Raw genomic sequence first — 26,492 nt, 5'->3', positions numbered from 1 at the left:
AAGCCGGTCCCGCACGGCTTCGCCCCGATCGGGTCGCGTCCTTCAGTTCAGGCTACCACGATCCCGCATTTTGCGCCACGGCCGGGTCGGCACACAGCGGCGCCCCCGCGGCCTAGCTCGCCCAGGTCGCGGTGGTTCCCGACGCGAGGTCCACCAGCATCAGCGCGTGGTTGTTAGTGTCGGCCAGGATGAAGCGGCCGTCACCCTTGGGGCACAGGCCCGCCGCCTGGCCCGAGGGCAGGCACACGGGATCGGTGCACTCCAGCGCCAGGGTCGATACCTGCGCTGTTTCCCGGTCCAGGCGGCGCAGGGTGCCGTTGTAGCTGTCGGCGACCAGCAGGTGGCGGTCGTCTTCCCAGGCCAGGGCCAGCGGATGTTGCAGCAGGGCCTCGGCGAAGCCGCCGTCAAGGGCGCCGAAATCGAACAGGCCCTGGCCCGCCAGGGTCGTCACCGCACCGGTCGCCGGGTCGGCCAGGCGCACGGCCGAGGTTTCGGCGTCCAGGAAGGCAAGGCGGCGGCGATCGGGGCTGAAGGCGAGGGCGCTGGGCTGGGCCAGCACCGCGTTGAAGCCGGCGCCGTCGACCAGGCCTTCCGCGCCATTGCCGGCCCAAGGCGCCACCATGCCGGCGGCGAGGTCATAGGCCAGGATCTGGTGGGTGCCGGCATTGGCGATGTAGAGGCGGCGGCCGTCGATCTCCAGGTCGAGGGGCGAGGCCAGGACAGCGATCGGGCCGGGCAGGGGATCGTTCGCGATCGGCCCGCGCCGGCCCACACCCGCCACCGTGGTGACGGTGAAACCGCCAAGGTCGATGCGCCGGATCAGGTGGTTGCCGGTATCGGCGACCCAGATGGCGCCGGCATCGGCGATCACCCCTTGCGGCGAATGGAACCGCGCGCCGCCCCAGGGCCCGTCGCCCGGGCCGGCCTCGCCCGAACCGATGCGCGCGACCTCGCCCCCGGCCTCGTCCAGCAGCACGATCTGGTGATGCCCGGTGTCGGCGAGGACATGGCGCGCCCGGCCCAGGGGCAGGGGCAGGGGCTTGATCTTGGCTGGGAAGGCGAAGCGGCCGCCGGGTGTTGGCGCCGGCGCGAGGGGCAAGGCCGCGGGCACCAGGGTCCCGCCGGTGCGTGCCGCATTGACGATCTCAGCCACCGCGGCCAGCAGCCTGGCCGGGTCGGGTTCGCCCGATTGGGTGGCGATCACCCGGCCCTCGGGGCCGATGAAGACCAGGGTCGGCCAGGCCCGCACCGCATATTGGCGCCACAGGTGCATGCCGGGGTCATGCAACACCGGGTGGCGGATGCCCAGCCGGGCGATGGCGGCGGCGACAGTGGCCGGGTCGCGCTCGGCCGGGAACTTGGGGCTGTGGATGCCGATCACCGCGACCTCGCCGGGGAAACGCGCCTCGACCGCGGCCAGGCTGGGCTGCACGTGCAGGCAGTTGATGCAGCACTGGGTCCAGAAATCGAGAATGACCAGGCGCCCGCGCAGATCGGCCAGCCGCAGCGGCCCCGGCGTGTTCAGCCATACCCCGCCCGGTGCCTCCAGGGCAGGCGCCCGGGTGACGCCGAAGGGCGCGGGGGCTGGCTGGCGCGTCATCGCCGGAAGACGGGGCCGCCGTCGCCCAGGTGCCAATGGCTCAGGGTCCGGTCCATCAGGGCCATGCGCCAGGACAGCATCTTGCGGGCATAGCGGGCGGCGACCGGCGCCAGCGCCGGCTCGGCTGAAATGTCGTGGAACTCGTGGGGATCCGCCGCCCGGTCGAACAGCAGCGGCGGCAAGCCGGCGAAGTGGACATACTTGAAATGCTCGTCCGCCAGCACGGCGAGGTTCGAGGTCTCGACCGTCAGGCCCAGTTCGGTCTCGGGCGCGGCGCCGCGGATATCGCGGAAGTCGTATTCCCAGTGGACCGCGTCGCGCCATCCCGCGGGCGGACGGCCCGCCAGGAAGGGCATCAGGCTGGCGCCGTCGCACTGCATGGGGCTGTCGAGGCCCAGCCACGCCAGGATGGTCGGCATCACGTCCACCGCCTCGGTGTAATGCCTGACGATCATGCCGCGCGCGGCCTCGGCGCGGGGGTCGCGGATGATCAGCGGAATGTGGAAGCTCTGGTCGAAATAACCCGACTTGCCCAGCAGCCAGTGATCGCCCATCTGCTCGCCGTGATCGCTGGTGAAGACGATCAGGGTGCGTTCCCACTGGCCGCTGGCCTTCAGCCACGCGACGATGCGGCCCAGGTGATGGTCGACCTCGGTCATCAGGCCGTAGTAGGTCGCCTTGAACTGGCGCATGACCAGTTCCGATCCCGGTGCGCGATAGCCGGCGCGGCCGGCCTGGAAGGCCAGCCAGGGATGTTGCCGGCCCTCCTCCTCGCGGCTGTCGCGGCGGATGAAGCCGGGGACCGCGTCGGCATCGTAAAGCGTGTTGTAGGGCTCGGGCGCCACCCATGGCGGGTGCGGGCGCAGCCACGATAGGTGCGCGAACCACGGCCTGTCGCCCTGCTCGTCCAGGTGGGTGAGGAGTTCGTTGGTCAGGAAGGCGGTGTCGGAATGCTCGGCCGGGTAGACCGGCGGCGGGTAGCTGGGGCCCTTGCCCTCGGCACCCGGATAGCCGTCGACGGGGAAATAGATCCCCAGGTCCGGCGGCACGTCGTAGCCGATCGAGCGCAACCATTTCAGCCAGTTGCCCTCGTGACCCGGCAGGTGGCAGACGGGATCGAAGCCCCGCATGATCCCTTCATAGGTTTCCAGCGCCGGGTCCGTCAGGGCGAGCTCGCGCGGATCGGCCGAGGTATCGGTGTAACCGAACAGGCCCGGGGCATAGCCCAGCTTGCGCGCTTCGAGCGCGATATTGGTGAAACGCGCGTCGAGCGGCGTGCCGTTGGTGCCCGAGCGATGGTTCATCAGGTACATGCCGGTCAGCAGGCAGGCCCGGCTGGGCCCGCAGGGCGCGGCGTTGGCATAGTGCCGGGCAAACAGCGCGCCGTCGGCGGCCAGGGCATCGAGGTTGGGCGTCCGCACCATATGCCCCAAGACGCCGAGGCATTCACCCCGCCACTGGTCGGCCGTGATCAGCAGGACATTGGGGCGGTGGGGCAGGGTCATGGAGGCGCCGGTCTGCAACGGTCGTGGGGTACAGGTCGCCAGGAGTTGGCGATGGCGGGACTGTGCTCGTCAACCGCTATGATGTGCCCGGCAGGCCGGCATGCGCCCTACTTCTCGACGAAGGCCTTTTCGATGGCGTAGTGGCCGGCCTTGGAATGGCTGGCTTCGGTGAAGCCGCGCTCGTGGAAAATCTTGACCATGTCGCCCAGCATCTGCGGGCTGCCGCACAGCATCAGGCGGTCGTCGTCGAGGTCGAGCGGGGGCAGGCCGATATCGTCGAACAGCTTGCCCGAGGTGATCAGGTCGGTCAGGCGGCCCTGGTTGCGGAACGGCTCGCGCGTGACCGTCGGGTAGTAGATCAGCTTTTCCTTCACGAAATCGCCGAAGAATTCGTTCTGCGGCAGCTCGTGCTGGATCAGTTCCTCATAGGCCAGTTCGGCGACTTCGCGCACGCCGTGCACCAGGATCAGCTTGTCGAACTTCTCGTAGACCTCGGGGTCCTTGATGATCGACATGAAGGGGGCGAGGCCGGTGCCGGTCGAGAGCAGGTAGAGGTTCTTGCCCGGCAGCAGGTTGTCGGCGATCAGCGTCCCCGTGGGCTTGCGCCCGACCAGGATCGTATCGCCCACCTTGACGTGCTGCAGCCTCGAGGTCAGCGGCCCCTCCTGCACCTTGATCGACAGGAATTCGAGGTGCTCCTCGTAGTTGGCGCTGACCAGGCTGTAGGCCCGCAGCAGCGGGCGGCCGTTCACCTCGAGGCCGATCATGGTGAACTGCCCGTTCAGGAAGCGCAGCGAGGGGTCGCGGGTGGTGGTGAAGCTGAACAGCCGGTCCGTCCAATGGTGGACGCTGAGGACCCGTTCCTGATTGAGATTGCTCATGATGCTCGGCTCTCGGTCGCACGGCATCTAGGCATCAGCCCGCCCGCCGCCGCAAAGGGTGACATGGCATAGCCAGATCCGCGCCGCACCGCAACCTCGGCGCGGCCCGGGGGCGCCGCGTGCGACAACATAATCATCGCGGCGTGGTGCCCGGAGGGCCGTGATTCATCCCGGCGATGTCCAGTTTCACAGAAAAAAATCCTGCCATAAAATATACGATCAACAATTTTTATTGATTTTGCGCGTCCTTTCGGGAAGGTTGCGGATTGTCCGTATTCGTGGTGGATAAATGCTCGACGCAATTGATCATGCGCTGATTGCACGGCTGCAGGAGGATGGCCGCCTGGGCGTTGCCGAGTTGGGGCAGGCGGTCGGCCTGTCGCCCTCGGCCGCGAACGAGCGGGTGCGCAAGCTGATGGCCAAGGGCGCCATCCGCGCCGTGGTCGCGCTGGCCGATCCGGCGGCGCTGGGCCTGGGGATCACCGGCTTCGTCACCGTGACCCTGGTGCATGGCGCCGACGAGGCGGTTTTCGTCGCCGCCATCCAGGCCGATCCCTCGGTGCAGGAATGCCACCATGTGACCGGCGCGGCGAACTACCTGCTGAAGGTGCGCCTCGCCGATGTTGCCGGGCTGGAAGCGCTGCTCAAGCGCCTGAAGGCGACCGGCGTCGTCGCCCGGACCGAGACCATGCTGGCCCTGTCGACGCCCAAGGAGACGACCGCGCTGCCGGTCGGCGCGGTGCCATGACGGCGCAATACCTCGCCTTGTTCGCCAAGGCCTACATCCTGGGCTTCGTGATCGCCATGCCGGTTGGGCCGATCACCGCGCTGATCCTGCGCCGGACCATCACCGGCGGCCTGCCCGTCGGCGTCGCTACCGGCCTGGGCGCCGCCGTCGCCGATGCGCTCTATGGCGGCTGTGCCGCCTTCGGCCTGTCCGCCGTCACCACCTTTCTGGAGGGTGAGGCGCGCCTTCTGGGCTTGATCGGCGGCGCCATCCTGCTGTGGCTGGGGATCAGGGGCTTCGTCTCGGCCGGCCGGCGTGGTGGCGATGCCGGGGTGCCCCCGGTGCCGGCCGGCGACGGACGCGAGATAGGTGGCGTGGCCCCGGCCTTCGTCTCGTCGGTCGCGCTCACCTTGACCAACCCGCTCACCATCCTGTCCTACGCCGCCGCCTTCGCCGGCATTGGCCTGGCGGCCGCAGGCAGTGTCGGGGCGGCGACGGCGACGACCCTGGGCTTGGGCCTGGGCTCCGCCACCTGGCAGCTCGTGATCGTTGCCGCCGCCGGCGGCGCGCGCCGTTGGTTGAAGGGGCGGGTGCTGGCGACGGTCGATCGGCTCTCGGGCGTGGTGCTGGTGGGGTTCGGCATGGTGGCGCTGGTTCGTGCCGCCTATGGCTGATCACCGCTCCAGATGAGCCAGTTGCCGTGGGCGTGACAGCGCCCCAGCATCCGTTCCTCGCCGCCCGGCCACAAGGTCAGGCGCAGGTCGCAGGCGGCGCCGTCAGGGGCCAGTTCCATGCGTAGCCAGCCCAGCGGCGAGACGGCATCGGCCATCGCCCCCTGGGCCGCGATCAGGCGGGTCAGGGCTTCCTGCTCGGCGGCGGCGATATAGGGCCAGACATAGGAATGATAGACGATCGCGGTCACCCCCTTCGGCCGGGCGGCGAGTTGCCGGGGCAGCCAGTCGATGGCGCGCGCGGCGGTCAGGGACGGCGCCGGGCTTGCCAGCGCCGCGTCGATCGCCTGGCGCAGCCGGGCGATCCGGGCCGCCTGATCCGGCCAGACATAGGATAGCAGCCGTTGCCGCGCGGCGCGGTCGGCCAGGTCGATCGGGTGCGGGTCGCAGCCCGCCCGGGCAATGATCTCGACACCATCGGGCAGGGCCGGCTGCCGGCCGGTCCATTCCGCCGCCAGGGCAACCGGCGCGCCGTCGCGGCCCCATCGCCGCCAGCCCCAGTCATAGCGATAGGCGTCCCAGGCCAGGTTCAGGCCGGCGCTGGCGCCGATCTCGTAAAGCGCCAGGGGCCGGCCGGTCAACGCCGTCGCGGCCAGCAAGGCGGGGGCCAGCACGGCGGCGCGCTGAACCTCGTTGGTCTGCACCGCCCGGTCGAGATAGTCGGCCAGCAGATCGGGATGCTCGCCCAGTACTGCCAGGCCCCGGGGACAAGCCGCGGCCGCGTCGCCTGGGCCGCCGCCCGACGGCCAATGGGCGGCCAGCAGCGGGTCCAGATCGTCCAGCACGGCCCGGTGCAGGGCCCCCAGAACGCGCAGGGGCAGCAGTGCCTCCTTGGGATCCTGGCTGAAGCCTTCGACCATGCCGGCCAAGGCCCCGCCGGCCTCGATGTCGTCGGCCAGACAGCTGGCAAGGTCGGCATAGAAGGGGGATTCGAGGGCCCGGCTGGCAACGGCCTGCCAGCGGAAGGCGTGGATCTTGGCTGACTGGTCGTAGCTCGGGGCCATGCTATCGTCACCGTGTGAGGCAAGGTAAATGAATGATAGGGCGGACCTGCGTGCCGCGCGACTGGATGGGTGTCGAATGCGTCGGCTGGCTGTCGTTCTCCTGGTGCTGATCGTCGCCGTGCCGGTTCTGGGGGTCGGCCTGGGGCCTTTGGCCCTGCTGGCCGCGTTCCGCAAGGAGGTGCTGCCGCCGCCCCGCGACCTGCCCGTCAAGACGGTCAATTTCCGCTCGAGCGACGGCGTCGACCTGGTCGCCTGGTACGTCGAGGCGGAGGCGCCCAAGGCCACCGTCATCCTGGTGCACGGTGCCAGCGGCACCAGGGGGGATCCCTTCGTCGACCTGCCGGGCATGATGCGCGACCTGGTCGGGCGCAATTACGCTGTCTTGGCGCCGGACCTGCGCAACCACGGCGATTCGGCCGCCGGTCCGCGGCCGCCGCAATTCGGGCCTGACGAGGCCCAGGACGTGATCGCCGCGGTGAACTGGGTCAAGGAGCGCGATCCGACCCGCCGGGTTGCGGTCTACGGCATCTCGATGGGCGGCAACGCCGCGATCTATGCCGCGGTCGCCGATCCGCGGATCGAGGCGGTGATCACCCAGGAAACCTTCACCCAGGGCGCGCCGGTGATGCGCCGCGGGCTGCAGGCCGAGACAGGTTACCCCGATTTCGTGATCGACGGCCTGCTGTGGGGTGCGCGCCACCTCTGGGGACTGGGCGACAGCAATGGCCGGGCGATCGAGGTGGTCGGGCAACTGGGCACGCGACCCTACCTGATCATCCATTCCAGGAGCGATCCCATCGTGCCCTTCGCTGATGCTGAGGCCCTGGCCGCGGCCGATCCGGCGGCGCGCCTGTGGGCGACGCCGGCCCCGGATCCGGCCGACCCGCGCCTGCTCGAGGCCGGGGCCTGGGGTTCACACGGCCAGTCCTATGTGTTCTACCGGGAACTCTGGATCGACACGGTCGGGGGCTTCCTCGACAGTGTCTTTGCCACCATGTTCGGGTGATGCCCATGGCCGACGATTTCCTGCCCCCAGCCCTTGCCCGCGAACTGCCAGTCGCGCTGGGTTCCGTTGCCTTGGCGTCCAGGCGGTTCGGCCTGGTCGTCGTCGACGAGGTCAACGGCTTCGCCACGGTGGGCGCCGGCCCGCTCGCCCCGGCCGCGCCCAATGCCCAGGTAACGCAAATGGTGGCCGAAACCGATCGCCTGGCCAGGGCCTTCCTGAACCGCGGTGCGCCGGTCCTGGCCTTCCTCGACAGCCACGACGCCGACCGGCCCGAGCCGCCCTACCCGCCCCATTGCGTGATCGGCACGGGGCAGGAGGAACTGGTGCCGGCCCTGGCCTGGCTCGAGGGTGCGGCAGGGGTTACCTTGATGCGCAAGGATTGCATCAACGGCTTCGTCGGCGGCATCGGGGCCGACGGCCGCAACAAGGTGGTGGACTGGGTGAATGCCGCGCGGCTCGATACCGTGGTGGTGGTCGGCATCTGTACCGACATCTGCGTCATGGATTTCGTGTTGACCCTTCTGTCGGCCCGCAACCACGGCCTGATGCCGCCCCTGCGCGACATCGTCGTCTACGAGCCGGGCTGCGCCACCTATGATCTGCCGGCCAACGCCGTCGCCGGACTGGGGCTGCCGCCGACGGCGGCGCATCCGCAGGGGCCGGCCCACCACATGGGCCTGTACTTCATGGCATCACGCGGGGCCGTGCTCGCAAACCAGTTGAGCGGCCTGTGACAGCCATGCCGGCGACCGTCGCCCATGTCACGCTGTCGACGGGATTTGCCTCGCGCATCTTGGATGTCGACGAGGCTTTCGCGGCGATGACCGGGTGGCGGCCCGAGGAGGCGAACGGCCAGACCCTGGGCATCCTGTTCGGCCCCTGGAGCAACCAGCAGATGGTGGACCGCCTGCTGCGTGCGCTGGAACGGGGCGAGGGGACCGACCATCTCGCGCTCAAGCTCTACCGTCACGACGGGGCGACCTTCGACGCGGCGGTTTCGCTCGATGTCGCCGAGGGCGAGCCGGGCCAGCCCAGGCCTGCGACCTGCACCATCCGCAATCAAGGCGATGCCGTCGATGTCGCGGCACCGGCGCCGCGGGGCAGGCAGCCCTGGCCGCCGATCGCCTGCTGCCCGTCCTGCTGGGGACGTTGCGCGATGCGATCATCGTCATCGACGATCAGGATCGGATCTTGACGACCAACCGGGCCTTTCAGGAACTGCTGACCGACGAGGATACGCCGGTCGGCCGCCCGCTCGCCGAGTTTGTCGAGGTTCGCGCCGCGCAGGGGCTGGACGAGGACTCGATCGGGGCCGCGGCCATCCTGCAAGCGAACGGCCGTCATCGCCCCGCCAGCATGACCGTTGCCCGCGGTGTCGACCAGTTGGGCCGGATGTTTCGCGTGCTGACCCTGCGGCCGTCGCCCGCCGGCGCCGGCCGGCAGCCCGGCGTCCGCCTGGACACCCCGGCGGATGTATTCGAGCGCACCCTGCTCAAGCGCGTGGACGACGACCGCGCCCAGGTGGCGATCGGGCTGATCGAGATCATGGCCGATGATCTGCTCGAGGCAGACCTGGGATCGATCTGGGTTGAAACATTGGCGCGGGCCCGGACGGCGGCGGCGGCGGCGTTGGCGCCGGAACTGCAACCCGGCGAGTTGTTCATGATCGTCGAGGACGCCGCCTTTGCGGTGCTGGTCCTCGATGCTGCCACGACCGAGGATGCCGTCGGCCGCATTCAGGGCATTACCCAGGTGGTGCGTCAGCGCCTGGCCGCCGAAGGCGGCGCTCTGTCCGCGCTCGAAGCCTTCGGTGTCGCCATGCTGGTCGATCGGCGGGCGCCCGCCATCGCCCTGCCGCGCCCCAACCCGCCCGGCGAACTCACCCGTCGCCTGATCGGCGACGTGCGCCGAAGCCAGGATCCCGGCCATCAGATCGCCAGCATCGTTGCCGATCTGATCGATCGCGCGAGCGTCGCGATGCAGCCCGTGCGGGGCCGCGATCTGGCGCAGGCCCGCTTCGGCATCGCCGGCTTCGACAGTCGCTCGCGCCGCTGGCTGGCCTGGGCCGATCATCGCCGGGCGCTCGATCAGCGGCGCCTGGATGAACTCGATATCGCCCTGCTGGGCCGCGTGGTCGAACGCAGCTTCGGCGGGGGCGACTTTGTCTCGCTGATCGTGCCGCTGCGCTACGAAACCCTGGTGCATGCCGCCACGGCCGACCGGATGTCCGCCCTGGTGCGCGGGCTCGGCCAGGGCATAAAGGCGCGGCTCCAGGCCATGCTTCACGGTTCGCCGGCCGATCTGCGGGGCGAGCGCCTGCTGTCCTTCGTTCGCCGTCTCGCAGGCTTTGGCCGCGGCGTATGGCTGGTGCTCGACGGCTTCGATGCCCGCGGCATCGAAGGGCGCCACGAGGGCCTGGCCGGCGTCGCCTTCGACTATGCGCGGCTGGCGCCGCTGATCGACCGCGATCCCCTGGCGGTCAGGCAATTTGTCGAGCGCCTGCGCGCCAGCAACCAGCCGGTGCTGGTCTTCGGCGTCGAGGAGGCGGCACAGGCCACCCTCCTGTTCAACACCATCGGCGTTACCCTGACTGCCGGTGCGGGAGTCGAACGCCTGGCGAGCGTCAGCCGGGAATCGTGACCGTTGCCGTGGTGCCCTTGTCGGGCCCGGCGCTGCGGAATTCCACCTTGCCCTTGAGCTGGGTGGCGAGGCCGCGGATCAGGCGCATGCCCAGGCTCTTGGCCTTTTCGGGTGGCTCCGGGTCGCCGTCCAGGCCCTTGCCGTCATCGGCGATGGTCAGGGTGATCAGGCCGGCCTGGTGGGCCAGCGAGATGCGCACGGTACCGCTGCGTCCCTCGGGGAAACCGTGCTTGAGGGTATTGGTCAGCAATTCGTTGGTGATCAGGGCCAGCGGCACGGCGCGGTCCATCGGCATGCTGACGCTGGTCAGGTCGAGTTCCAGCGCAATGCGCCCGCGGTTGGTGCCCTCCCCGGTCAGGCTTTCGCCGATCGACTTCAAGAAGGCGCCGCAATCGACCATGGCGAATTCGCCGCCCTGGTAGAGCTGCTCGTGCAATTGCGCCATGGCCCGGATGCGGCTGACGGTATCGGTGAAGCCCTGGCGCAATTGCGGATCGCCATACTGCCCGGCCTGAAGCGACAAGAGACTGGAGACGATCTGCAGGTTGTTCTTGGTGCGGTGGTGCATTTCCTTGAACAGCAGGGTGCGCGAGGCGAGTGCCTCCTCCAGTTCCACGGTGCGGCCCGCCAGCTCGTTCTTGGTCATCTCCTCGCGGCCGATGGCGCGCAGGCCGAACACGGTCAGGCCGCCGATCAGGGCGGCGGCGAAGAGGACGAAGATCAGGCCGGTGCCGGCGTTCTCGCGCCAGTCCTGCAAGGCGGCGCTGCGATCGATCGAGGCCAGCGTCACCAGCGGCAAGCCGGCGATGCGGCGATAGGCGATGATCGCGGGTGTTTCGTCGACGATGGCCGGCGCTTCGACCGCGCCTTCCTCGCGCCCGCCCGACAGGTATTCGTGGAAAAACGGGGTGTAGAGGAAATCGCGCCCGACCATGTCGTCGTTGATCGGCCAGCGCACCACCAGGCGGCCGTCGGTGCGGAACAGTTCCAGCGCGGTGGTCGAGGGGACGCGCAGGCCGCCATGGAACTTGGCGAAATAGCGCATGTCGATCGCCGCCAGGACCACGCCGGCGAAACGCCCGCCGCGTTCCAACCGGCGGCTGACGCTGAAGTAGACCGAGTCGGTCAGCCGGCTGCGATTGGCCGGGGTGATGAAGAATTCCTCGCCGTTCTGGTGGCCCACGAAAAAGTCGCGATCGGCGAATTCGGCCGGCGGCGTGCGGCCCTGGCTGGTCGAATAGACCACGCGGCCCTTCTCGTCGAAGAACCACAGCGAGCCGATCTGGGGCAGCAGGCGGGCCATCCCGATCAGGCGCAGGCGCTTGCTTTCAGTCGAAAACAGCGCGTCGAGGCCGTCGTCGGTGACCATTTCCACGGCCTGGCGCAGCACGAGGTCCGAGCCCTTGATGGTCCACTGGAAATGCTCGTCGATGACCCGGCTCAGCAGGCGGGCCTCTCCTTGCGCTTGGGCCAGGGCCCGATTGTAGCTGGCCCAGGTCAGCGACAGCCAAGTCAGCAGGCCGGCGGCCAGGAACAGGATCACCAGCGACAGCAGGATGGTGCGCGGCTTGCGCCCCGCCTGTTCGAGATCGTCGAGCAGGGCCTGGCCGCGGCGAGCCACGCCATCGCGCAAACGTACCGGCTCGGGACCCTGATCGCCGGCAGGAGATATGCTCAATGTTCCTGTCCTTGCCGGTCTAGCTGACGACGATGCGCGGGGCGGGGCGTCGGGCGTCGGCTGCCCCGTCCAGGCGGGCGGCCACCGCGACCGCCAGGTTGAGATAGGCGGTCGATTGCGGGCTCTCCGGCGCCACGGCGACGATCGGCCGACCGGCATCGGAATGTTCGCGGATGGCGATATGCAGCGGGATTTCGCCCAGGAAGTCGACCCGCAGCGTGTTCGCGGTCTCGCGCGCGCCGCCATGGCTGAAGATGTCCGACCGACCGCCGCAATGGGGGCACAGGAAGTAGCTCATGTTCTCGACGATGCCGAGCACCGGCACCGCCACCTTCTCGAACATGGCAAGACCCTTGCGGGCATCGATCAGGGCGATGTCCTGGGGTGTCGAGACGATGACGGCGCCGGCCAGCGGGGCCCGCTGGCACAGGGTCAACTGGGCATCGCCGGTGCCCGGCGGTAGGTCGATCACCAGGATGTCGAGGGGCGCCCAGTCGACTTCCATCAAGAGTTGGCCGATCGCGCTCATCACCATGGGGCCGCGCCAGATCACCGCCTGCTCCTCGGGCACCAGGAAGCCGATCGACATGGTCTTGATGCCGTAAGCCTCCATCGGCACCAGTTTCTTCTGGGGCGTGGTGGTCGGCTTGCCCGAGAGGCCCAGCATGCGCGGGATCGACGGGCCGTAGATATCGGCATCCAGCAGGCCGACCTTCTTGCCCAGGCGGGCCAGCCCCAGGGCCAGGTTGACCGCTGTGGTCGACTTGCCCACCCCGCCCTTGCCGCTGGCGACCGCGATGACGCTGGCGACACCGGGAATCTCGGGCGGGCTGGCCTGGGTCTTGGGGGCGGGCCGGGCGGCGGCCGGCGCGCCGCGATGGGCGGTGAGAACGGCGGTGACCGACAGGGCGTCGGGCAGGGCCATCACCGCGCGCTCGCAAGCCAGGCGCAGGCTTTCCCGTTCGACCGCCTTTTCCGGCTCGACCGCGATCGAGAAGGCGACATGGCCGTCGCGCAGGACCAGGCCCTCGATTCGCCCCGTAGCGACGACATCGGTGCCGGAATCCGGGTCGGGCACATGGGCAAGGGCGGCCAGAACCTGTTCGCGGGAGATGGTTGTCATCGCTTCGTCCTTGAATTACCCGGCTTTTCGCCCACATTGCGGAGGGCAATCACCAACCGGCGGCCACAGGCTTCGCTTTGGCCGATCGTCCATATAACGTATCGCAGCCCGGCACCCAACCGTCGGGCTGGTTGTATCTTGCGGGGAGATCACGACAGCATGCCGTGGCAGAACAATGGCGGCCCTTGGGGTGGCGGGGGCAGCGGTGGCGGCGGCGGGCGCGGCCCGTGGGGTCAGGGCCCGCGGGGACCCGGCGGTCAGCCGCCGAATCTCGAGGATTTGCTGCGTCGCGGCCAGGACCGGTTCAAGGAAATCATTCCCGGCGGCGGCTGGGGCAAGCGCGGCGTCCTGCTCGCGGTGCTCGTCGTTGTCGGCCTGTGGCTGTTTACCGGCTTCTACCGGGTCGAGCCCGACGAGCTGGGCATTGTCACGCGCTTTGGCAAGTGGGTCGAGACGACCCAGCCCGGGCTGCACTACCACCTGCCGGCGCCGATCGAAAGCGCCGAGACTCCCTCGGTCACGACGCAGAACCGCGTCGATGTCGGCCTGCCTACGACCGACGTCGGCCGGCCGGTGCGCCGGGAATCGGCGGACGAGAGCCTGATCCTCACCGGTGACGAAAACATCGCCGATGTCGCCTTCTCGGTGTTCTGGGTCATCGACGATGCCGGCAAGTACCTGTTCAACATCCAGGACCCGGACGAAACCGTGCGCGACGTGGCCGTCTCGGCCATGCGCGAGGTGATCGGCCGCTCCCGCCTCCAGGATGCGCAGACCGAAGGCCGCGGCAAGATCGCCCAGGAAGCCCGCGACCTGATCCAGCAGGTGCTGAATTCCTACGGCGCCGGCATCCTGGTCACGCAGCTGCAGCTCCATCGGGTCGATCCGCCCAGCGCGGTCATCGACGCCTATCGCGACGTGCAGGCCGCCCGCGCGAACCAGGAGCAGTACCGCAACGAGGCCGAGGCCTATTACAACGACAAGGTGCCCCAGGCCCGCGGCCAGGCCCAGAAGATCCTCCAGGACGCTGAAGGCTACCGCCAGCAGGTGGTCGCCGACGCGCAAGGCCAGGCCTCGCGCTTCCTGGCGGTGCTGACGGCCTACAACGCGGCCAAGGACGTTACCGTCCAGCGCATCTATATCGAGACCATGGAAACCATCCTGCGCAACGTGAACAAGATGATCCTGGACGGCGGCAATACTCAGGGCGTGCTGCCCTACCTGCCGCTGCCCGAACTGGGCCGGGCGCCCGGCGCGCCTATCGAGGGAGGCCGGCCATGAACCGCCTCGTTGCCGGCGCCGTCGTCGCCGTCGTCCTGCTGATCGCCGCCCTGTCGTCCATGTTCACGGTCTCGATGACCCAGCAGGCGATGGTGCTGCAACTCGGCGATCCCAAGAAGATCATCACCGAGCCGGGCCTCTACTTCAAAATCCCGCTGTTCCAGAACGTGGTCTATATCGACAAGCGCGTGCTGCTGGTCAAAACCTCGGCCGAGGAATTGATCGCGGCCGACCAGAAGCGCGTGGTGATCGATGCCTTCGCGCGCTGGCGCATCATCGATCCGCTGCGCTACTACCAGCGCCTGCGGACCGAAGACATCGCCCAGCGCCAGCTTTCGGCCTTCATCTCGTCGACCTTGCGCGACGTGGTCGGCCGCGAGAAGCTGACCGCTCTGCTGCTGGACCCGCGCGAAGCCCAGGGCAGCAGCAAGCGCGCCCTGCTGATGCGCCGCATCAGCGAGCTGGTGAACGAAAAGGCCAAGGAAAACGGCATCGAAATCGTCGACGTCCGCATCCGCCGGGCCGACCTGCCCGAGGCCAACAGCCAGGCGATCTTCCAGCGCATGCGCACCGAGCGCGAGCAGGAAGCCAAGCTGATCCGCGCGACCGGCCAGGAAGCGGCCCAGAAGCGCCGGGCCGAGGCTGACCGCGATGTCACCGTGATCATCGCCAATGCCCAGCGTGACAGCCAGATCAAGCGCGGCGAAGGCGACAGCGACGCGATCAAGATCTTCGCCGATGCCTTCGGCAAGGATCCGGGCTTCTTCTCCTTCTACCGCTCGATGCAGGCCTATCGCGAAGCGCTGAACGACAAGACCACGACCATGGTGCTGTCGCCCGACAGCGATTTCTTCCGCTACCTCGACAATGTTGCCGGGGCCGTGGCGGGGCAGGCGCCGGCCAAGTGATCGGGTGCCCCATGCCGCCCGGCGGCGTGGGGCATTTCCCCCGGTCTCGCGGGCGCTCGGTCACAATGCCTCCACAATCCGCGCCTAAATCCCACTCGCCAGGCGGTTTCAAGCGCCGCCCCCGCGAATCGATTGCAGGAATTCGTTCGGCGGCCAATGCTTTGCGCCGCACTTCATGGAGCCGTCACAAGATGGACCTCGATCAATCGTCACTCCGGTCGCGCCGGACGGGCCAGGGCGGACCGGTCGCCGTTTCCGTCGCGCGCCAAGATGCGCTGCATCGCCGGCTGTTCATTTTCGTCACCGCCTTGCTGCTGCTCGCCGTCATGCTGGGCAGCCACGCCGCCCATGCCCGCGGTGCGCCCGAGAGCTTCGCCGATCTGGCCGAGAAGCTGAGCCCGGCCGTCGTCAACATCTCGACCACGCAGACCGTGAGCGGCGGCGAGGGCGAGGAAGGCGGCGAAGTGCCGATGCCGCAGTTCCCGCCCGGCTCGCCCTTCGAGGAGTTCTTCAAGGACTTCTTCGACCGCCAGGGCCGCGGCCAGGGCGGGGCCGAACCGCGCAAGGTGACCTCGCTGGGTTCGGGCTTCATCATCGATCCATCGGGCATCATCGTGACCAACAATCACGTCATCGCCGATGCCGAGGAAATCACCGTGACCCTGGCCGACGGTACCAAGCTGGCGGCCGAACTGCGCGGCAAGGATCCCAAGACCGACGTCGCCGTGCTGATCGTCAAGCCCTCCAAGCCGCTGCCCTATGTTAACTTCGGCGATTCCGACAAGGCGCGGGTCGGCGACTGGGTGATGGCCGTCGGCAACCCGTTCGGCCTGGGCGGTTCGGTGACCGCCGGCATCATCTCGGCGCGCAACCGCGACATCAACGCCGGCCCCTACGACGATTTCATCCAGACCGACGCCGCCATCAACCGCGGCAATTCCGGCGGCCCGCTGTTCAACATGGACGGCGAAGTCATCGGCATCAACACGGCGATCTACTCGCCCTCGGGCGGGTCGGTCGGCATCGGCTTCTCCGTGCCCTCGGCCCTGGCGGCCCAGGTGGTCGCCCAGTTGCGTGAATTCGGCGAGACCCGTCGCGGCTGGCTCGGCGTGCGCATCCAGAGCGTGACCGACGAGATCGCCGAAAGCCTCAACCTCGACCGGGCGCGCGGCGCCTTGGTGGCCGGGGTCGACGAAAAGGGCCCGGCGGCGGCGGCGGGCATTGCCGCCGGCGACATCATCCTGACCTTCGACGGCAAGCCGGTTAACGACATGCGCAGCCTGCCCCGCGTGGTGGCCGAGACCAAGATCGGCGAAACCGTGCCGGTGGTGATCTGGCACGACGGCAAGGAGAAGACCGTCGAGGTCAAGGTCGGCCAGCTCGACGAGGCCGAAGTGGCCGCGAGCGAGGGCGAGGGCGGCAAGGGCACCACGACGCCGGGCAAGGCCCAGGTGGTCTTGGGCATGGGCGTTGTCCCCCTGACCGACGAGTTGCGCGGCCGCTATTCGATCCCCGACGACGTCAACGGCGTGATCGTCAACGAAGTCGCCGGCACCAGCCAGGCGGCCGAGAAGGGCGTGAAGCCCGGCGACGTGATCGTCGAGGTGGCCCAGTCGAAGGTCGAGAACCCGGCCCAGGTCGCCGAAAAGGTGAAGGCCGAGAAGGAAGCCGGCAAGAAGTCGGTGCTGTTCCTGATCAGCCGCGCCGGCGACCTGCGCTTCGTCGCCCTGCGCGTCGACAAGTAGGCCGATAATCCCCTCTCCGCCGCTTGGCGGGGGAGAGGGAGGGGCCCGTCGCGTGAGCGACGGGCGGGTGAGGTGGTCGACGGGACAGATCCCGCTCTACGCCGACCACCCACCTCACCCCACCCTCTCCCCCTGAAGGGCGGAGAGGGCTTATCGTGACAACCCCAAGAACGTTGACAGAACAAGGCACTGCCTATTTACTCTCCCGCTTTCCAACGCCGGGAGCGATCCCGGCGTGCTCTGTCATTATCGGGAGCGTGGCCGTGACTTCTGCTGTTTTGCCGACCTATGCGCGTGCCGACCTTGCCTTCGAGAAGGGTGAAGGGGCTTGGCTGGTGTCGACCGACGGCCGACGGTTCCTCGACTTTGCCGCCGGCATCGCCGTCAACGCCCTGGGCCATGCCCATCCGCATCTGGTGAAGGCACTGACCGAGCAGGCGGGCAAGCTCTGGCACACGTCCAACATGTTCCGCATCCCGGGGCAGGAGCGGCTGGCCGAGCGCCTGACCCAGGCAACCTTCGCCGATCTCGCCTTCTTTACCAATTCGGGGGCGGAAGCGGTCGAATGCGCGATCAAGATGGCGCGCAAGTATCATTCCGCCACCGGCAACCCGCAGCGCTACCGCCTGATCACTTTCGAGGGCGCCTTCCACGGCCGCACCCTGGCGACCATCGCCGCGGGCGGCCAGAAGAAGCACCTCGACGGCTTCGGCCCGCCGGTCGACGGCTTCGACCAGGTGCCCTTCGGCGATCTCGAGGCGGTGAAGGCGGCGATCGGGCCACAGACCGCCGGCCTCCTGTTCGAGCCCATCCAGGGCGAGGGCGGCATCAACCCGATTCCCGACACGACCCTGCGCGCCCTGCGCCAGATCTGCGATGAGCACGGCATCCTCATGGTGCTGGACGAGGTCCAGTGCGGCATGGGCCGCACCGGCAAATTGTTCGCCCATGAATGGGCGGGCGAAGGTGCTGCGCCCGACATCATGGCGGTGGCCAAGGCGATCGGCGGCGGCTTCCCGCTGGGCGCCTGCCTCGCCACGGCCAAGGCCGCGGTCGGCATGGTGGCGGGCAGCCACGGCTCGACCTATGGCGGCAATCCGCTGGCCATGGCGGTGGGCAATGCCGTGCTGGACGTGATGCTGGCGCCTGATTTCCTGCCGCGCGTGAACGAGATCGCCGGCCGCCTGCGCCAGTCGCTGGCCATGATCGTCGACAGCCACCCCGATGTGGTCGAGGGCATCCGCGGCAAGGGCCTGATGCTGGGCCTCAAGGTGCGCGACGGCATCGAGAACCGCCTGCTGCTGAACGCCATGCGCGATGCGGGCTTGCTGGGCGTTGCCGGCGGCGACAATACGATCCGCCTGCTGCCGCCCCTGATCATCACCGACGAGGACGTGGCCGAGGCCACCAAGCTCCTCGACAGCGCCTGCGCGGCCGTCAGTGCCCAGGTGAAGGTAAAGGCTGCATCATGAGTGTTGCCGGTTCGAAGTCGCCACGGCATTTTCTCGATCTCGACGTTCTCGACAAGTCCACCCTGCGCGGCATTCTCGACCGGGCCAAACTCCTGAAGACCGCGCGCCGGGGCCTGCCCAAGGGCGTGCCGGACCAGGGCAAGCCGCTGGACGGCCGCATCCTGGCGATGATCTTCGAGAAGCAGTCGACCCGCACCCGCGTCTCCTTCGATGTCGGCATGCGCCAGTTGGGCGGCCAGACCCTGCTGCTGCTGGGCACCGAGCTGCAGCTCAACCGGGAAGAGACCATCGCCGATACGGCGCGGGTCCTCTCGCGTTACGTCGATGCCATCATGCTGCGCACCTCCGACCATTCGAACCTGACCGAGATGGCGGAAGCCGCGACCGTGCCGGTGATCAACGGCCTGACCCGCTGGTCGCACCCGTGCCAGATCATGGCCGACATCATGACCTACGAGGAACACCGCGGCTCGATCGCGGGGCGCACCGTGACCTGGCTGGGCGACGGCAACAATGTTGCGCGCAGCTTCATCCACGCCGCCGCCCGCTTCGACTTCTCGCTGCGCCTGGCCTGCCCCAAGGAGTTGGAGCCGCCGCGCAAGATTCTCGACTGGGCCAAGGCGCAGGGCGCCGACGTGGTCCTGACCAGCGACCCGGACGCGGCGACGCGCGGGGCCGACGCCATCGTCACCGACACCTGGGTCTCGATGGGCGATACCGAGGCCGAACGCCGCCACAACCTGCTGGCACCCTACCGCGTCGATACGCGGCGCATGAGCCTGGCGCACAAGGACGCCGTGTTCATGCACTGCCTGCCCGCCCACCGCGGCGAGGAGGTAACGTCGGAAGTCATCGACGGGCCGCAGTCGGTGGTGTGGGACGAGGCCGAGAACCGCCTGCATGCCCAGAAGGGCATCCTGGCTTGGTGTTTCTCGACGCCAGAGTGATGATAAGCTCGGACACGGTCATCCGTCCAAGGGCCATTGAGGCCCCGCGTAGCGCCAGCGAAGCGAGCCCAGGCCGCGGACGCGGCCGCCCGGCGTTTGAGGGCTTGCGTAGATGAATGACAACCAGAAGGGGCAGAACCGGGTTCTGCCGTTCCAGATCGACCGGCTCGATGTCCGCGGGCGCATCGTGCGCCTGGGCTCGGTCGTCGACACCATCCTGTCGCGCCACGACTATCCCGACGTGGTTTCCCAGCATCTGGCCGAACTGATCCTGGTCGCCACCCTGCTGGGCAACTCGGTGAAGTTCGACGGCACCTTCACGGTGCAGACCAAGGGCGACGGCCCGGTTTCCATGATGGTTTCCGACTTTGCCACGCCGGGCGCCTTGCGCGGTTTTGCCCAGGTCGATCGGGCGGCACTGGCGGCCCTGGGCCCCGACCGGCGCGGCGTGCGCGACGTGCTGGGCAAGGGCTATCTGGCGCTGACCATCGACCAGGGCCCGGATACCGACCGCTACCAGGGGATCGTCGCCCTGGAAGGCGACAGCCTGGCCGAATGCGCCGAGGCCTACTTCCGCGATTCCGAGCAGATCCCGACCCTGGTGCGCCTGGCCGCCAAGCGCGCCTGGCCGGGCGGGCCGTGGCTGGCCGGCGGGCTGATGATCCAGCACCTGCCCCATGGCGAGACCGGCCCGCGCGCCGACCGGGCCGGCCACCTGCCCGATGCGGTGGCCGAGGATCGCTGGACCACCGCCAAGGCCAAGGCATCGACGGTGACGGTCGACGAACTGGTCGGCCCCGACCTGCGGGCCGAGGAAGTGGCCTGGCGCCTGTTCCACGAGGATGGCGTGCGCGTCTATCCCACCCTGGCGCTGGCGGTGGGCTGCCGCTGCAACCGCGAGCGCATCGCCACGGTCCTGGCCCAGTTCCCGGCACAGGACCGCGCCGACATGGCGGTGGACGGCCGCATCGTCGTCACGTGCGAATTCTGCAACGCGGGCTTCGCCTTCGATCCCGACACGGTCGCCGTCTAGCAACCGTTCGGCCGGTGGTGGGTTTCCTTTCCGGGGAGAATCGGTCTCCACTCGACGTGATCATCGCAAGGACCCGCGTGCCATGCTCTCTCGCCGTCATTTCCTGGGGATCGGTGCCGCCGGCCTGGTGAGCGCCTGCGCCGGCAGCCGCGACCCGGCGCCGACCTTCCCGGCGTTCAGCTTCAAGGAGCGGCCGATCCTGCTCAATGTCGAGGAGATCACGGTCGACAACCGCTACACGCCGCTGGGCGAGGGGCATCTCGAGGTCGACTTCGACGTGCCGCCGGCCCAGGCCCTGGCGGATTGGGCCGGCGACCGGCTCCAGGCCGCCGGCACCTCGGGCCGGGCCAGCGTGCTGATCACGGAAGCCTCGGCGGTCCAGGAGTCGCTTGCCACCACCGGCGGCATCAGCGGCGCCTTCCAGACCGACCAGGCCTGGCGCATCATCGTGCGCCTGGCGGCCGAAATCGTCGCGCAAAGTGCCGACGGCCTCAACACCGCCCGCGCCAGCGCCCAGGTGGAACGCAGCACCACGCTGCCCGAGGACGTAACCTTCACCGAACGGCGACAGGCCTATTACACCCTGACCGGCGATGCGATCCGCGAGTTCGACAGGCTCGCCCAGGCCTCGATCGACCGCTACATGGGCGCCTTCCGGACGTAAGGCCCGGCGCAGGGTTTGGCCCAAGCGGCGCGTTAAGGGCAGATGAACCGAAAGCCTCGCCGATGACCAGGATCTACAGCCGCCGCCAGGCCTTTTCCCTGATCGCCGCCGCCGCAGCGGCACCCGTCCTGCTGCCGGGGGCCGCTGTGGCGCAGGCCGGCGATGTCTGCCGCTTGACGCCGCAGGTGACGGAGGGGCCGTTCTATACCGACCCCAGGCTGGTTCGCGCCGACATGCGCGAGGGGCGTCCCGGCGTGCCGCTTGCCTTGCGGCTCCAGGTCGTCGATGCCCGGTGCCAGGCGCTGGCAAAGGCCCGGGTCGATGTCTGGCATTGCGATGCCCTGGGCCTCTATTCCGGCTATCCCGGCCAGGGCGACGGCCGGGACATTTCGACCGTGGGCGAAACCTTCCTGCGCGCCACGCAGATCGCCGGCGCCGACGGCACGGTGCAGTTCACCACGCTCTATCCCGGCTGGTATCGCGGCCGCACCCCGCATATCCATTTCAAGGCCTTCATCGACCGGGCCAATGTCCTCACCGGCCAGATCTTCTTTCCCGACGCGCTCAGCGAGGCGGTCTACAGCAGCACGGCCCCCTATTCGGCCCGGGGCAGCAAGCCCGACACCACCAATGCCCAAGACGGCATCGCCCGCCGCGCCGGCGAGGCCTCCGTGGCCAGCATCAAGCAAGTGTCCGACGGCTATGAGGCGGCAATGGTGATCGGCATCGACCCGGCGGCGTCATAGGGGCAGGCTTCAAGTCGGCTTCCGTCAGGCCTGGAAATAGAGGCGGATCATTTCTTCGCGCTCGCTTTCGTCAAATTTGGCGGCGATACGGGCGAGTCCGCTTAGGCCTTTGCTCATGGCCATGACAGCGAGAATGCACGAGACGATTTCAAGCTTGTCCGTAAGCGGCAGGTCCCTCAGGGCAAGCTCGGCCAATTGCCGCCAGGCGGCTTCGTAGGGCTCGCGGAGATAGTCCGGCAGCGGCGGGTTATTGCCAGCGAGGCGGCATTCCTCGACCACTTCCACGATGGCGTAAGTGTCGTACCTCGCGGCACCGCCGGCGGCATAGATCCGGACAAGATGCGGGACAGCGGCATAGGAAGCTTCCCCCACGTCGCCTTGGTGATGCAACTCGTTCCAGAGTTCATCCCAGGCAGCGGCGACATTCTCGCCCCGTTCCAGCGCCAGCAGCGCCGGTCGCGGGTCGTATACAACCCGGTAGCCGCCCTCGAGCGTTTCCCAGATCGGGCTCTCCAGGTCCAGCATGGCGGCTCCCCCTAGCGGATCATCACCCCGGCACGTGGGCGACGATCTTGCCGAACAGGTCGCGGCTCTGCATCCGGCGCAGGGCGGTGCCGATGTCGCCCAGCTCGATTTCGCTGTCGATCACCGGCAGGACCGACTTGTCGGCCATCTTGGCCAGGCCCGAGCGGATGTTGCCGAAATTGGCGCCGAACGAGCCGAAGATGCGGATCTGGTTCTGGAACAGGGCGAACAGGTTGGTCTCGGCCGAGACGCCGGTGGTGGAACCGCAGGTGACCAGGCGGCCGCCGCGCTTGAGGCAGAACAGGGACTTGGCCCAGGTGTCGGGGCCGACATGCTCGAACACCACGTCGACGCCCTTCTTGTCGGTCTGGCGCCGGACGATCGATTCGAAGCGGTCCTTGTTGTAGTTGATCGCCACGTCGGCGCCCAAGGCCTTCACCTTGTCGATCTTCTCGTCCGAGCCGACGGTGGTGAAGATATAGGCGCCGGCCTTCTTGGCCATGCGGATCGCGGTGGTGCCTATCCCTGAGCCACCGGCCTGGATCAGGATGGTCTCGCCGGGTTCCAGCCTGGCATTCTCAAACAGCATGTGCTCGACCGTGCCGAAGGTGGTGGTGGCGCAGGCGGCGTCGACGTCGTTCACCCCGTCGGGGATGTGAATCGCCTGGCGCGGGTCGAGGTTCACATATTGCGCGGCCAGGCCGTCGATGTGGAAGCCCATGATCCCGGCGATGTTCTCGCACAGGTTCTCCTGGCCCCTCAGGCAGCGCTTGCAATGGCCGCAGGTGACGCCGGCATAGAGCGCCACGCGGTCGCCCACCTTGTGGCTGGTGACGCCGGCGCCGACCTCGACCACCACGCCGGCGCCTTCCACGGCGACGGTCAAGGGCAGCTTGCGCTTGGCGAAAGCCATGCCGCGCAGGCCCCAGACGTCGATGTGGTTGAGCGCCACGGTCTTCATCTGGACCTTGACCTGGCCGGCCGGCGGGGCCGGCGGGGTCTCCATCTCGACCAGTTCGGTACGGCCTTCCGCGATCAGGCGCAGCGCCAGCATGGGATTATCCTTCTTCAGTTCTTGGGCGCGGCGAGCATGCTGCCCAGGCCGCCGTCGACGGTCACCACCGTCCCGTTGATGTAACCGGCTTCTTCACGCAACAGGAAGGCGACGATGGCGGCGACATCCTCCGCCTTGCCCAGCCGCTGGGCCGGGATGGTTTTGGCCAGGGCGGCGCGGGCCTCGGCGGGCGCCGTAACCATGGCAGTATCGATCCAGCCCGGTGCCACCACATTGGCGGTGACGCCGCGGCGGGCGACCTCGGCCATCAAGGTCTTGATATAGGCTTCCAGCGCCGCCTTGGAGGCGGCATAGGCGGCATTGCCGGCCACGGCGCGCCGGGCCGCCAGGGCGCCGATGGCGACGATGCGGCCCCGGCGGGCCGCGGTCATGGCGCGCACGGCGCCGCGCACCAGGGCCATCAGCGAGAACAGGTTGACCTCGAACAGGGCGGCGGCAGCCTCGACATCGATGGTCGCGGCCAGGGCGTCATAGGTGCTGCCGGCATTGTGGACGAGGCCGTAGAGCGGCGCCTCGGCCGCGGCCAGGAAATCCGCGAACCCGGCGACGGCGAGACGGTCGGCCAGGTCGAGTTGCACCGACTGGGCGCCGGTCTCGGCGGCCAGGGCGGCCGCCGCGGCGGCATCGCCGCGCCAGGTGAAGGTCACCTTATGGCCGTCGGCGACCAGGCGGCGGACGATCGCGCCGCCGATGCCGCCGGTGCCGCCGGTGACGAGTACCGCCCCGGTCATCACGCCGGGTTGCGGCCGATCACGAGGCAGACATTCTGCCCGCCGAAGCCGAACGACGACGACAGGATCGTGTCGACCTTGGCCGGCCGGGCCACATTGGGCACCAGGTCGAGCGAGATCGTGGGATCGGGGACATCGCAATTGATGGTCGGCGGCAGGATCTGGTGCTGCAGGGTGAGGATCGAGATCGCCGCCTCGACCGCGCCGGCGGCGGTCAGGGTGTGGCCGATCATCGACTTGTTCGAGGAGGCGGGGACCTTGCTGGCGCGTTCACCGAATACCGCCTGGATGCCGAACGATTCCATCTTGTCGTTCTCAGGGGTCGAGGTGCCGTGGGCGTTGATGTAGTCGATGTCGGCGGGGGTGACGCCGGCATCGGCCAAGGCATTGTTCATCGCCCGGATGATCGCCTCGCCATTGGGGTTGGAGCGGGTGCGATGGAAGGTGTCCGCCGCCTCGCCCACGCCGCGGATGTAGCCCAGGATGGTTGCGCCGCGGGCCTGTGCCGCTTCCGCATCTTCCAGCACCAGGGCGCCGGCACCCTCGGCCATGATGAAGCCGTCGCGGCCCTTGGCGAAGGGGCGGGCGGCCTTAGTCGGGTCTTCGTTGTTGGTCGACAGGGCCGAGAGCAGGGTGAAGCGGATCAGCGCTTCCATGTGGATCGAGCCGTCGGTGCCGATCGCCAGGGCGGCCTTGGTCTGGCCCCGGCGGATCGCCTCGACGCCCAACTGGATCGCGGTGGCGCCGCTGGCGCAGGCGGTGGTCAGGGTGATCGGGCTGCCCTTGGTGCCGAACTCGTCGGCCAGCCGGTCGGCGATGGTGCCGTTCACGAAGTCGACATGCAGGTCCTCGCCCGCCTGGGCGGCGGCGGCCAGCATGCCCTTGTAGGTGTGAGGCGTGCCCGGCGCCTGGTTATCCAGGCGCTGGCGTTGCGGCCATTCATGCTCGACCGGGGGTGCTGCCAGGAACAACTCGCCGGGGAAGTCGCCGGGCCCGCCCAGGCCGGCCATCTCGACGGCTTCCGCCGCCGCCGTATGGGCCAGGGCGAAGGTCAGTTGGGTGGCCGAGAACGGCTCCTCCAGCAGGAAGTCGACCGAGCCGCCGATGGTGGTGCGCAGCTTGTCCGTGGGGAAACGGGTCAGGCGGTGGATGCCGGACTGGCCGGCCACCAACTTATCCCAGTTTACCGAGGCGCCTTTGCCCAGCGAGGTGACGATGCCGATACCGGTAACGGCGACGGGACGAGAGGCCATGGCTCCTACTCCGCTGTCAGGCGCGCTCGACGAGGGCCATTCCCTCGCCGCGACGGTGGCCCCAGGTGGTGATGACCGCCTGGTCGAATTCGCTGCCCGGCGCCTGTTCGATCGCATCGTCGGTCAGGGCCGGGAACAGTTTGCCCGCCTGCACGGCCGCGACCGAGAGGGCGAGATTGGTCAGGAAGGTGCATTCCATGCCGGAGCCCAGGGCCACCGCCGTCGGGCGAACCTGGGGGCGGGCCTCACCCTGCACCAGTTCATGCAGGAAGGCATGCTCCTCGGCGGTGATCGGGCCGATACCGGTGGCACCCGACAGCAGGGCAGCCCCCGGCCGGGGCGCCAGGGCCTGCCATTCACGCCGGGCATTCGCCGCCGCTTGGCCTGGTTCGCGGCGGCACCGGTCGTTGACCACGCCGGCCAGCCGGGCAAGGGGGTAACGCCACGCGCTTGCGCATGCTCCCGCGATTCCAGCACGACGAAGGCCCCGGCCGAGCCCAGGGCCATGCCGGCCCGCGGCCGGCGCCAGAAGGGCAGCCCGGGGTCTTGCAGCAGATAGCCGCCGGCATGATAGAGCAGCGAAATATCCTGGCGCACGGCATTGAAGGCACTGCCCACCAGGAACAGGTCGGCCTGGCCGCTGGCGATCCGCTCGTAGGCGACGCGCACGGCATCGATGCCGGCCGATTCCTCGCCCATGAAGGTGCGGCTGGAGCCTGAGACGCCCAGCACGATCGAGATATTGCCGGCGAACAGGTTGGGCAGTTGCGCCAGGAACAGGGTGGGGCGCAGTTCGGTCTGCAACTGTTCGGCCAGCAGGTTGCCGTCGCTGGCGCCGTTCAAGGCGGCCAGGATCGCCTCGTCGACCGCCTCGTCACGCTCGCCACCACCCACGCCGACCATCAGGTTGATCTGCTTGAGCAGGTCCTGGTTGCCCAGCAGGCCGGCCTGTTCCATGGCCATGCCGGCGGCAACGCAGCCTTGCAGCATGAAGGGGCCCATGGCCCGCTGGTCGCCACGCTTGGGCACGTATTTGTCGACCGGCGGCGGCGCCATCGGATAGACGGTGAAGGGCGGCATGACATCGGTCCGGGCAGCGGCGGCCACCGCGGCTGGATCGTGGAGGCCGGCCCAGGTCGCCGACAGATCCTGGCCCAGCGGCGACAGAAGGCCCTGGCCGGTGATCACAACCTCGCGCGTCATGCTGTTTTCCAATT

Annotated in this window: 26 protein-coding genes; 14 read left to right on the top strand and 12 right to left on the bottom strand. The window is 68.7% G+C overall.

Annotation, left to right across the window (positions count from 1 at the left end; all coding sequences use genetic code 11):
* Nucleotides 1-112: 112 nt before the first annotated feature.
* From D3874_RS25490 to D3874_RS25480, 3 genes are all read right to left on the bottom strand, one after another.
* Nucleotides 113-1,600, bottom strand: coding sequence for a redoxin domain-containing protein (locus D3874_RS25490; protein WP_119782544.1), 1,488 nt, complete (start codon nt 1,598-1,600; stop codon nt 113-115).
* A complete protein-coding gene (locus D3874_RS25485) occupies nt 1,597-3,105 on the bottom strand; it encodes an alkaline phosphatase family protein (RefSeq protein WP_119782867.1) in 1,509 nt (502 codons plus the stop codon). Before D3874_RS25485 ends, D3874_RS25490 begins: the two co-directional genes overlap by 4 nt.
* A 107-nt stretch (nt 3,106-3,212) precedes the next feature.
* Entirely contained in the window at nt 3,213-3,986 is a 774-nt protein-coding gene (locus tag D3874_RS25480; protein ID WP_119782543.1) for a ferredoxin--NADP reductase, read from the bottom strand.
* A gap of 289 nt (nt 3,987-4,275) precedes the next feature.
* Here D3874_RS25480 and D3874_RS25475 point away from each other — a divergent pair, with 289 nt between their 5' ends.
* Nucleotides 4,276-4,734 (top strand): Lrp/AsnC family transcriptional regulator, encoded by a 459-nt coding sequence (locus D3874_RS25475; RefSeq protein WP_119782542.1) that lies wholly within the window; start codon nt 4,276-4,278, stop codon nt 4,732-4,734.
* Nucleotides 4,731-5,387 (top strand): LysE family translocator, encoded by a 657-nt coding sequence (locus D3874_RS25470; protein ID WP_119782541.1) that lies wholly within the window; start codon nt 4,731-4,733, stop codon nt 5,385-5,387. Before D3874_RS25475 ends, D3874_RS25470 begins: the two co-directional genes overlap by 4 nt.
* Here D3874_RS25470 and D3874_RS25465 read toward each other — a convergent pair.
* Nucleotides 5,378-6,448, bottom strand: coding sequence for a DUF2332 domain-containing protein (locus D3874_RS25465; RefSeq protein WP_158596217.1), 1,071 nt, complete (start codon nt 6,446-6,448; stop codon nt 5,378-5,380). The two genes, D3874_RS25470 and D3874_RS25465, sit on opposite strands and share 10 nt — an antisense overlap.
* A gap of 76 nt (nt 6,449-6,524) precedes the next feature.
* On the opposite strand from D3874_RS25465, the gene D3874_RS25460 reads away from it, so the two are divergent.
* The 4 genes from D3874_RS25460 to D3874_RS25445 are packed head-to-tail and all read left to right on the top strand — an operon-like array spanning nt 6,525 to nt 10,094.
* Nucleotides 6,525-7,454, top strand: a complete 930-nt coding sequence (locus D3874_RS25460) for an alpha/beta hydrolase (protein ID WP_158596216.1) — start codon at nt 6,525-6,527, stop codon at nt 7,452-7,454.
* Between the two features lie 5 nt (nt 7,455-7,459).
* On the top strand, nt 7,460-8,188 hold the full coding sequence (locus tag D3874_RS25455) for an isochorismatase family protein (RefSeq protein WP_233560365.1): 729 nt from the start codon (nt 7,460-7,462) through the stop codon (nt 8,186-8,188).
* Between the two features lie 5 nt (nt 8,189-8,193).
* Nucleotides 8,194-8,649, top strand: a complete 456-nt coding sequence (locus tag D3874_RS25450; RefSeq protein ID WP_147385869.1) for a PAS domain-containing protein — start codon at nt 8,194-8,196, stop codon at nt 8,647-8,649.
* Nucleotides 8,646-10,094, top strand: a complete 1,449-nt coding sequence (locus D3874_RS25445) for a hypothetical protein (RefSeq protein ID WP_147385868.1) — start codon at nt 8,646-8,648, stop codon at nt 10,092-10,094. Before D3874_RS25450 ends, D3874_RS25445 begins: the two co-directional genes overlap by 4 nt.
* Here D3874_RS25445 and D3874_RS25440 read toward each other — a convergent pair.
* Together D3874_RS25440 and apbC are read right to left on the bottom strand one after the other, a co-directional pair.
* Nucleotides 10,078-11,715, bottom strand: coding sequence for a sensor histidine kinase (locus D3874_RS25440; RefSeq protein ID WP_147385867.1), 1,638 nt, complete (start codon nt 11,713-11,715; stop codon nt 10,078-10,080). The two genes, D3874_RS25445 and D3874_RS25440, sit on opposite strands and share 17 nt — an antisense overlap.
* Nucleotides 11,716-11,791: 76 nt before the next feature.
* On the bottom strand, nt 11,792-12,895 hold the full coding sequence (gene apbC / locus D3874_RS25435; protein WP_119782535.1) for an iron-sulfur cluster carrier protein ApbC: 1,104 nt from the start codon (nt 12,893-12,895) through the stop codon (nt 11,792-11,794).
* Nucleotides 12,896-13,054: 159 nt separating this feature from the next.
* Here apbC and hflK point away from each other — a divergent pair, with 159 nt between their 5' ends.
* From hflK to D3874_RS25395, 8 genes are all read left to right on the top strand, one after another.
* Entirely contained in the window at nt 13,055-14,176 is a 1,122-nt protein-coding gene (gene hflK / locus D3874_RS25430; protein WP_119782534.1) for an FtsH protease activity modulator HflK, read from the top strand.
* A complete protein-coding gene (gene hflC, locus D3874_RS25425) occupies nt 14,173-15,084 on the top strand; it encodes a protease modulator HflC (RefSeq protein WP_119782533.1) in 912 nt (303 codons plus the stop codon). The genes hflK and hflC overlap by 4 nt, the downstream gene beginning before the upstream one ends.
* A gap of 191 nt (nt 15,085-15,275) precedes the next feature.
* Entirely contained in the window at nt 15,276-16,829 is a 1,554-nt protein-coding gene (locus tag D3874_RS25420) for a Do family serine endopeptidase (protein WP_119782532.1), read from the top strand.
* A gap of 263 nt (nt 16,830-17,092) precedes the next feature.
* The gene (locus tag D3874_RS25415) at nt 17,093-18,301 is read left to right on the top strand and encodes an aspartate aminotransferase family protein (protein ID WP_119782865.1); all 1,209 of its coding nucleotides are present in this window, start codon (nt 17,093-17,095) and stop codon (nt 18,299-18,301) included.
* Nucleotides 18,298-19,248, top strand: a complete 951-nt coding sequence (argF, locus tag D3874_RS25410; protein WP_119782531.1) for an ornithine carbamoyltransferase — start codon at nt 18,298-18,300, stop codon at nt 19,246-19,248. The genes D3874_RS25415 and argF overlap by 4 nt, the downstream gene beginning before the upstream one ends.
* 112 nt (nt 19,249-19,360) lie before the next feature.
* Nucleotides 19,361-20,281, top strand: a complete 921-nt coding sequence (locus tag D3874_RS25405; protein ID WP_119782530.1) for an Hsp33 family molecular chaperone — start codon at nt 19,361-19,363, stop codon at nt 20,279-20,281.
* Between the two features lie 82 nt (nt 20,282-20,363).
* Complete coding sequence (locus D3874_RS25400) at nt 20,364-20,945, top strand: hypothetical protein (RefSeq protein ID WP_119782529.1); 582 nt, start codon at nt 20,364-20,366, stop codon at nt 20,943-20,945.
* 62 nt (nt 20,946-21,007) lie between these two features.
* A complete protein-coding gene (locus D3874_RS25395; RefSeq protein WP_119782528.1) occupies nt 21,008-21,691 on the top strand; it encodes an intradiol ring-cleavage dioxygenase in 684 nt (227 codons plus the stop codon).
* 24 nt (nt 21,692-21,715) lie between these two features.
* On the opposite strand, the gene D3874_RS25390 is transcribed toward D3874_RS25395, so the two are convergent.
* From D3874_RS25390 to D3874_RS25365, 6 genes are read right to left on the bottom strand one after another with little or no spacing between them, the layout of a single operon-like run.
* The gene (locus D3874_RS25390; protein ID WP_119782527.1) at nt 21,716-22,216 is read right to left on the bottom strand and encodes a hypothetical protein; all 501 of its coding nucleotides are present in this window, start codon (nt 22,214-22,216) and stop codon (nt 21,716-21,718) included.
* 22 nt (nt 22,217-22,238) lie between these two features.
* Nucleotides 22,239-23,270, bottom strand: a complete 1,032-nt coding sequence (locus D3874_RS25385) for a zinc-binding dehydrogenase (protein WP_119782526.1) — start codon at nt 23,268-23,270, stop codon at nt 22,239-22,241.
* Nucleotides 23,271-23,284: 14 nt separating this feature from the next.
* Complete coding sequence (locus D3874_RS25380; RefSeq protein WP_119782525.1) at nt 23,285-24,022, bottom strand: SDR family NAD(P)-dependent oxidoreductase; 738 nt, start codon at nt 24,020-24,022, stop codon at nt 23,285-23,287.
* Complete coding sequence (locus D3874_RS25375) at nt 24,022-25,275, bottom strand: beta-ketoacyl-ACP synthase (RefSeq protein ID WP_119782524.1); 1,254 nt, start codon at nt 25,273-25,275, stop codon at nt 24,022-24,024. Before D3874_RS25375 ends, D3874_RS25380 begins: the two co-directional genes overlap by 1 nt.
* Nucleotides 25,276-25,291: 16 nt before the next feature.
* Nucleotides 25,292-25,474 (bottom strand): hypothetical protein, encoded by a 183-nt coding sequence (locus tag D3874_RS25370; RefSeq protein ID WP_119782523.1) that lies wholly within the window; start codon nt 25,472-25,474, stop codon nt 25,292-25,294.
* Nucleotides 25,456-26,478, bottom strand: coding sequence for a beta-ketoacyl synthase N-terminal-like domain-containing protein (locus D3874_RS25365; protein ID WP_147385866.1), 1,023 nt, complete (start codon nt 26,476-26,478; stop codon nt 25,456-25,458). The genes D3874_RS25370 and D3874_RS25365 overlap by 19 nt, the downstream gene beginning before the upstream one ends.
* Between the last annotated feature and the right edge of the window lie 14 nt (nt 26,479-26,492).

The organism is Oleomonas cavernae (assembly GCF_003590945.1).
GTDB lineage: Bacteria > Pseudomonadota > Alphaproteobacteria > Zavarziniales > Zavarziniaceae > Zavarzinia > Zavarzinia cavernae.
The sequence above is the reverse complement of the archived record's forward strand: the minus strand, read 5'-3'. Positions and strand labels throughout refer to the sequence as shown.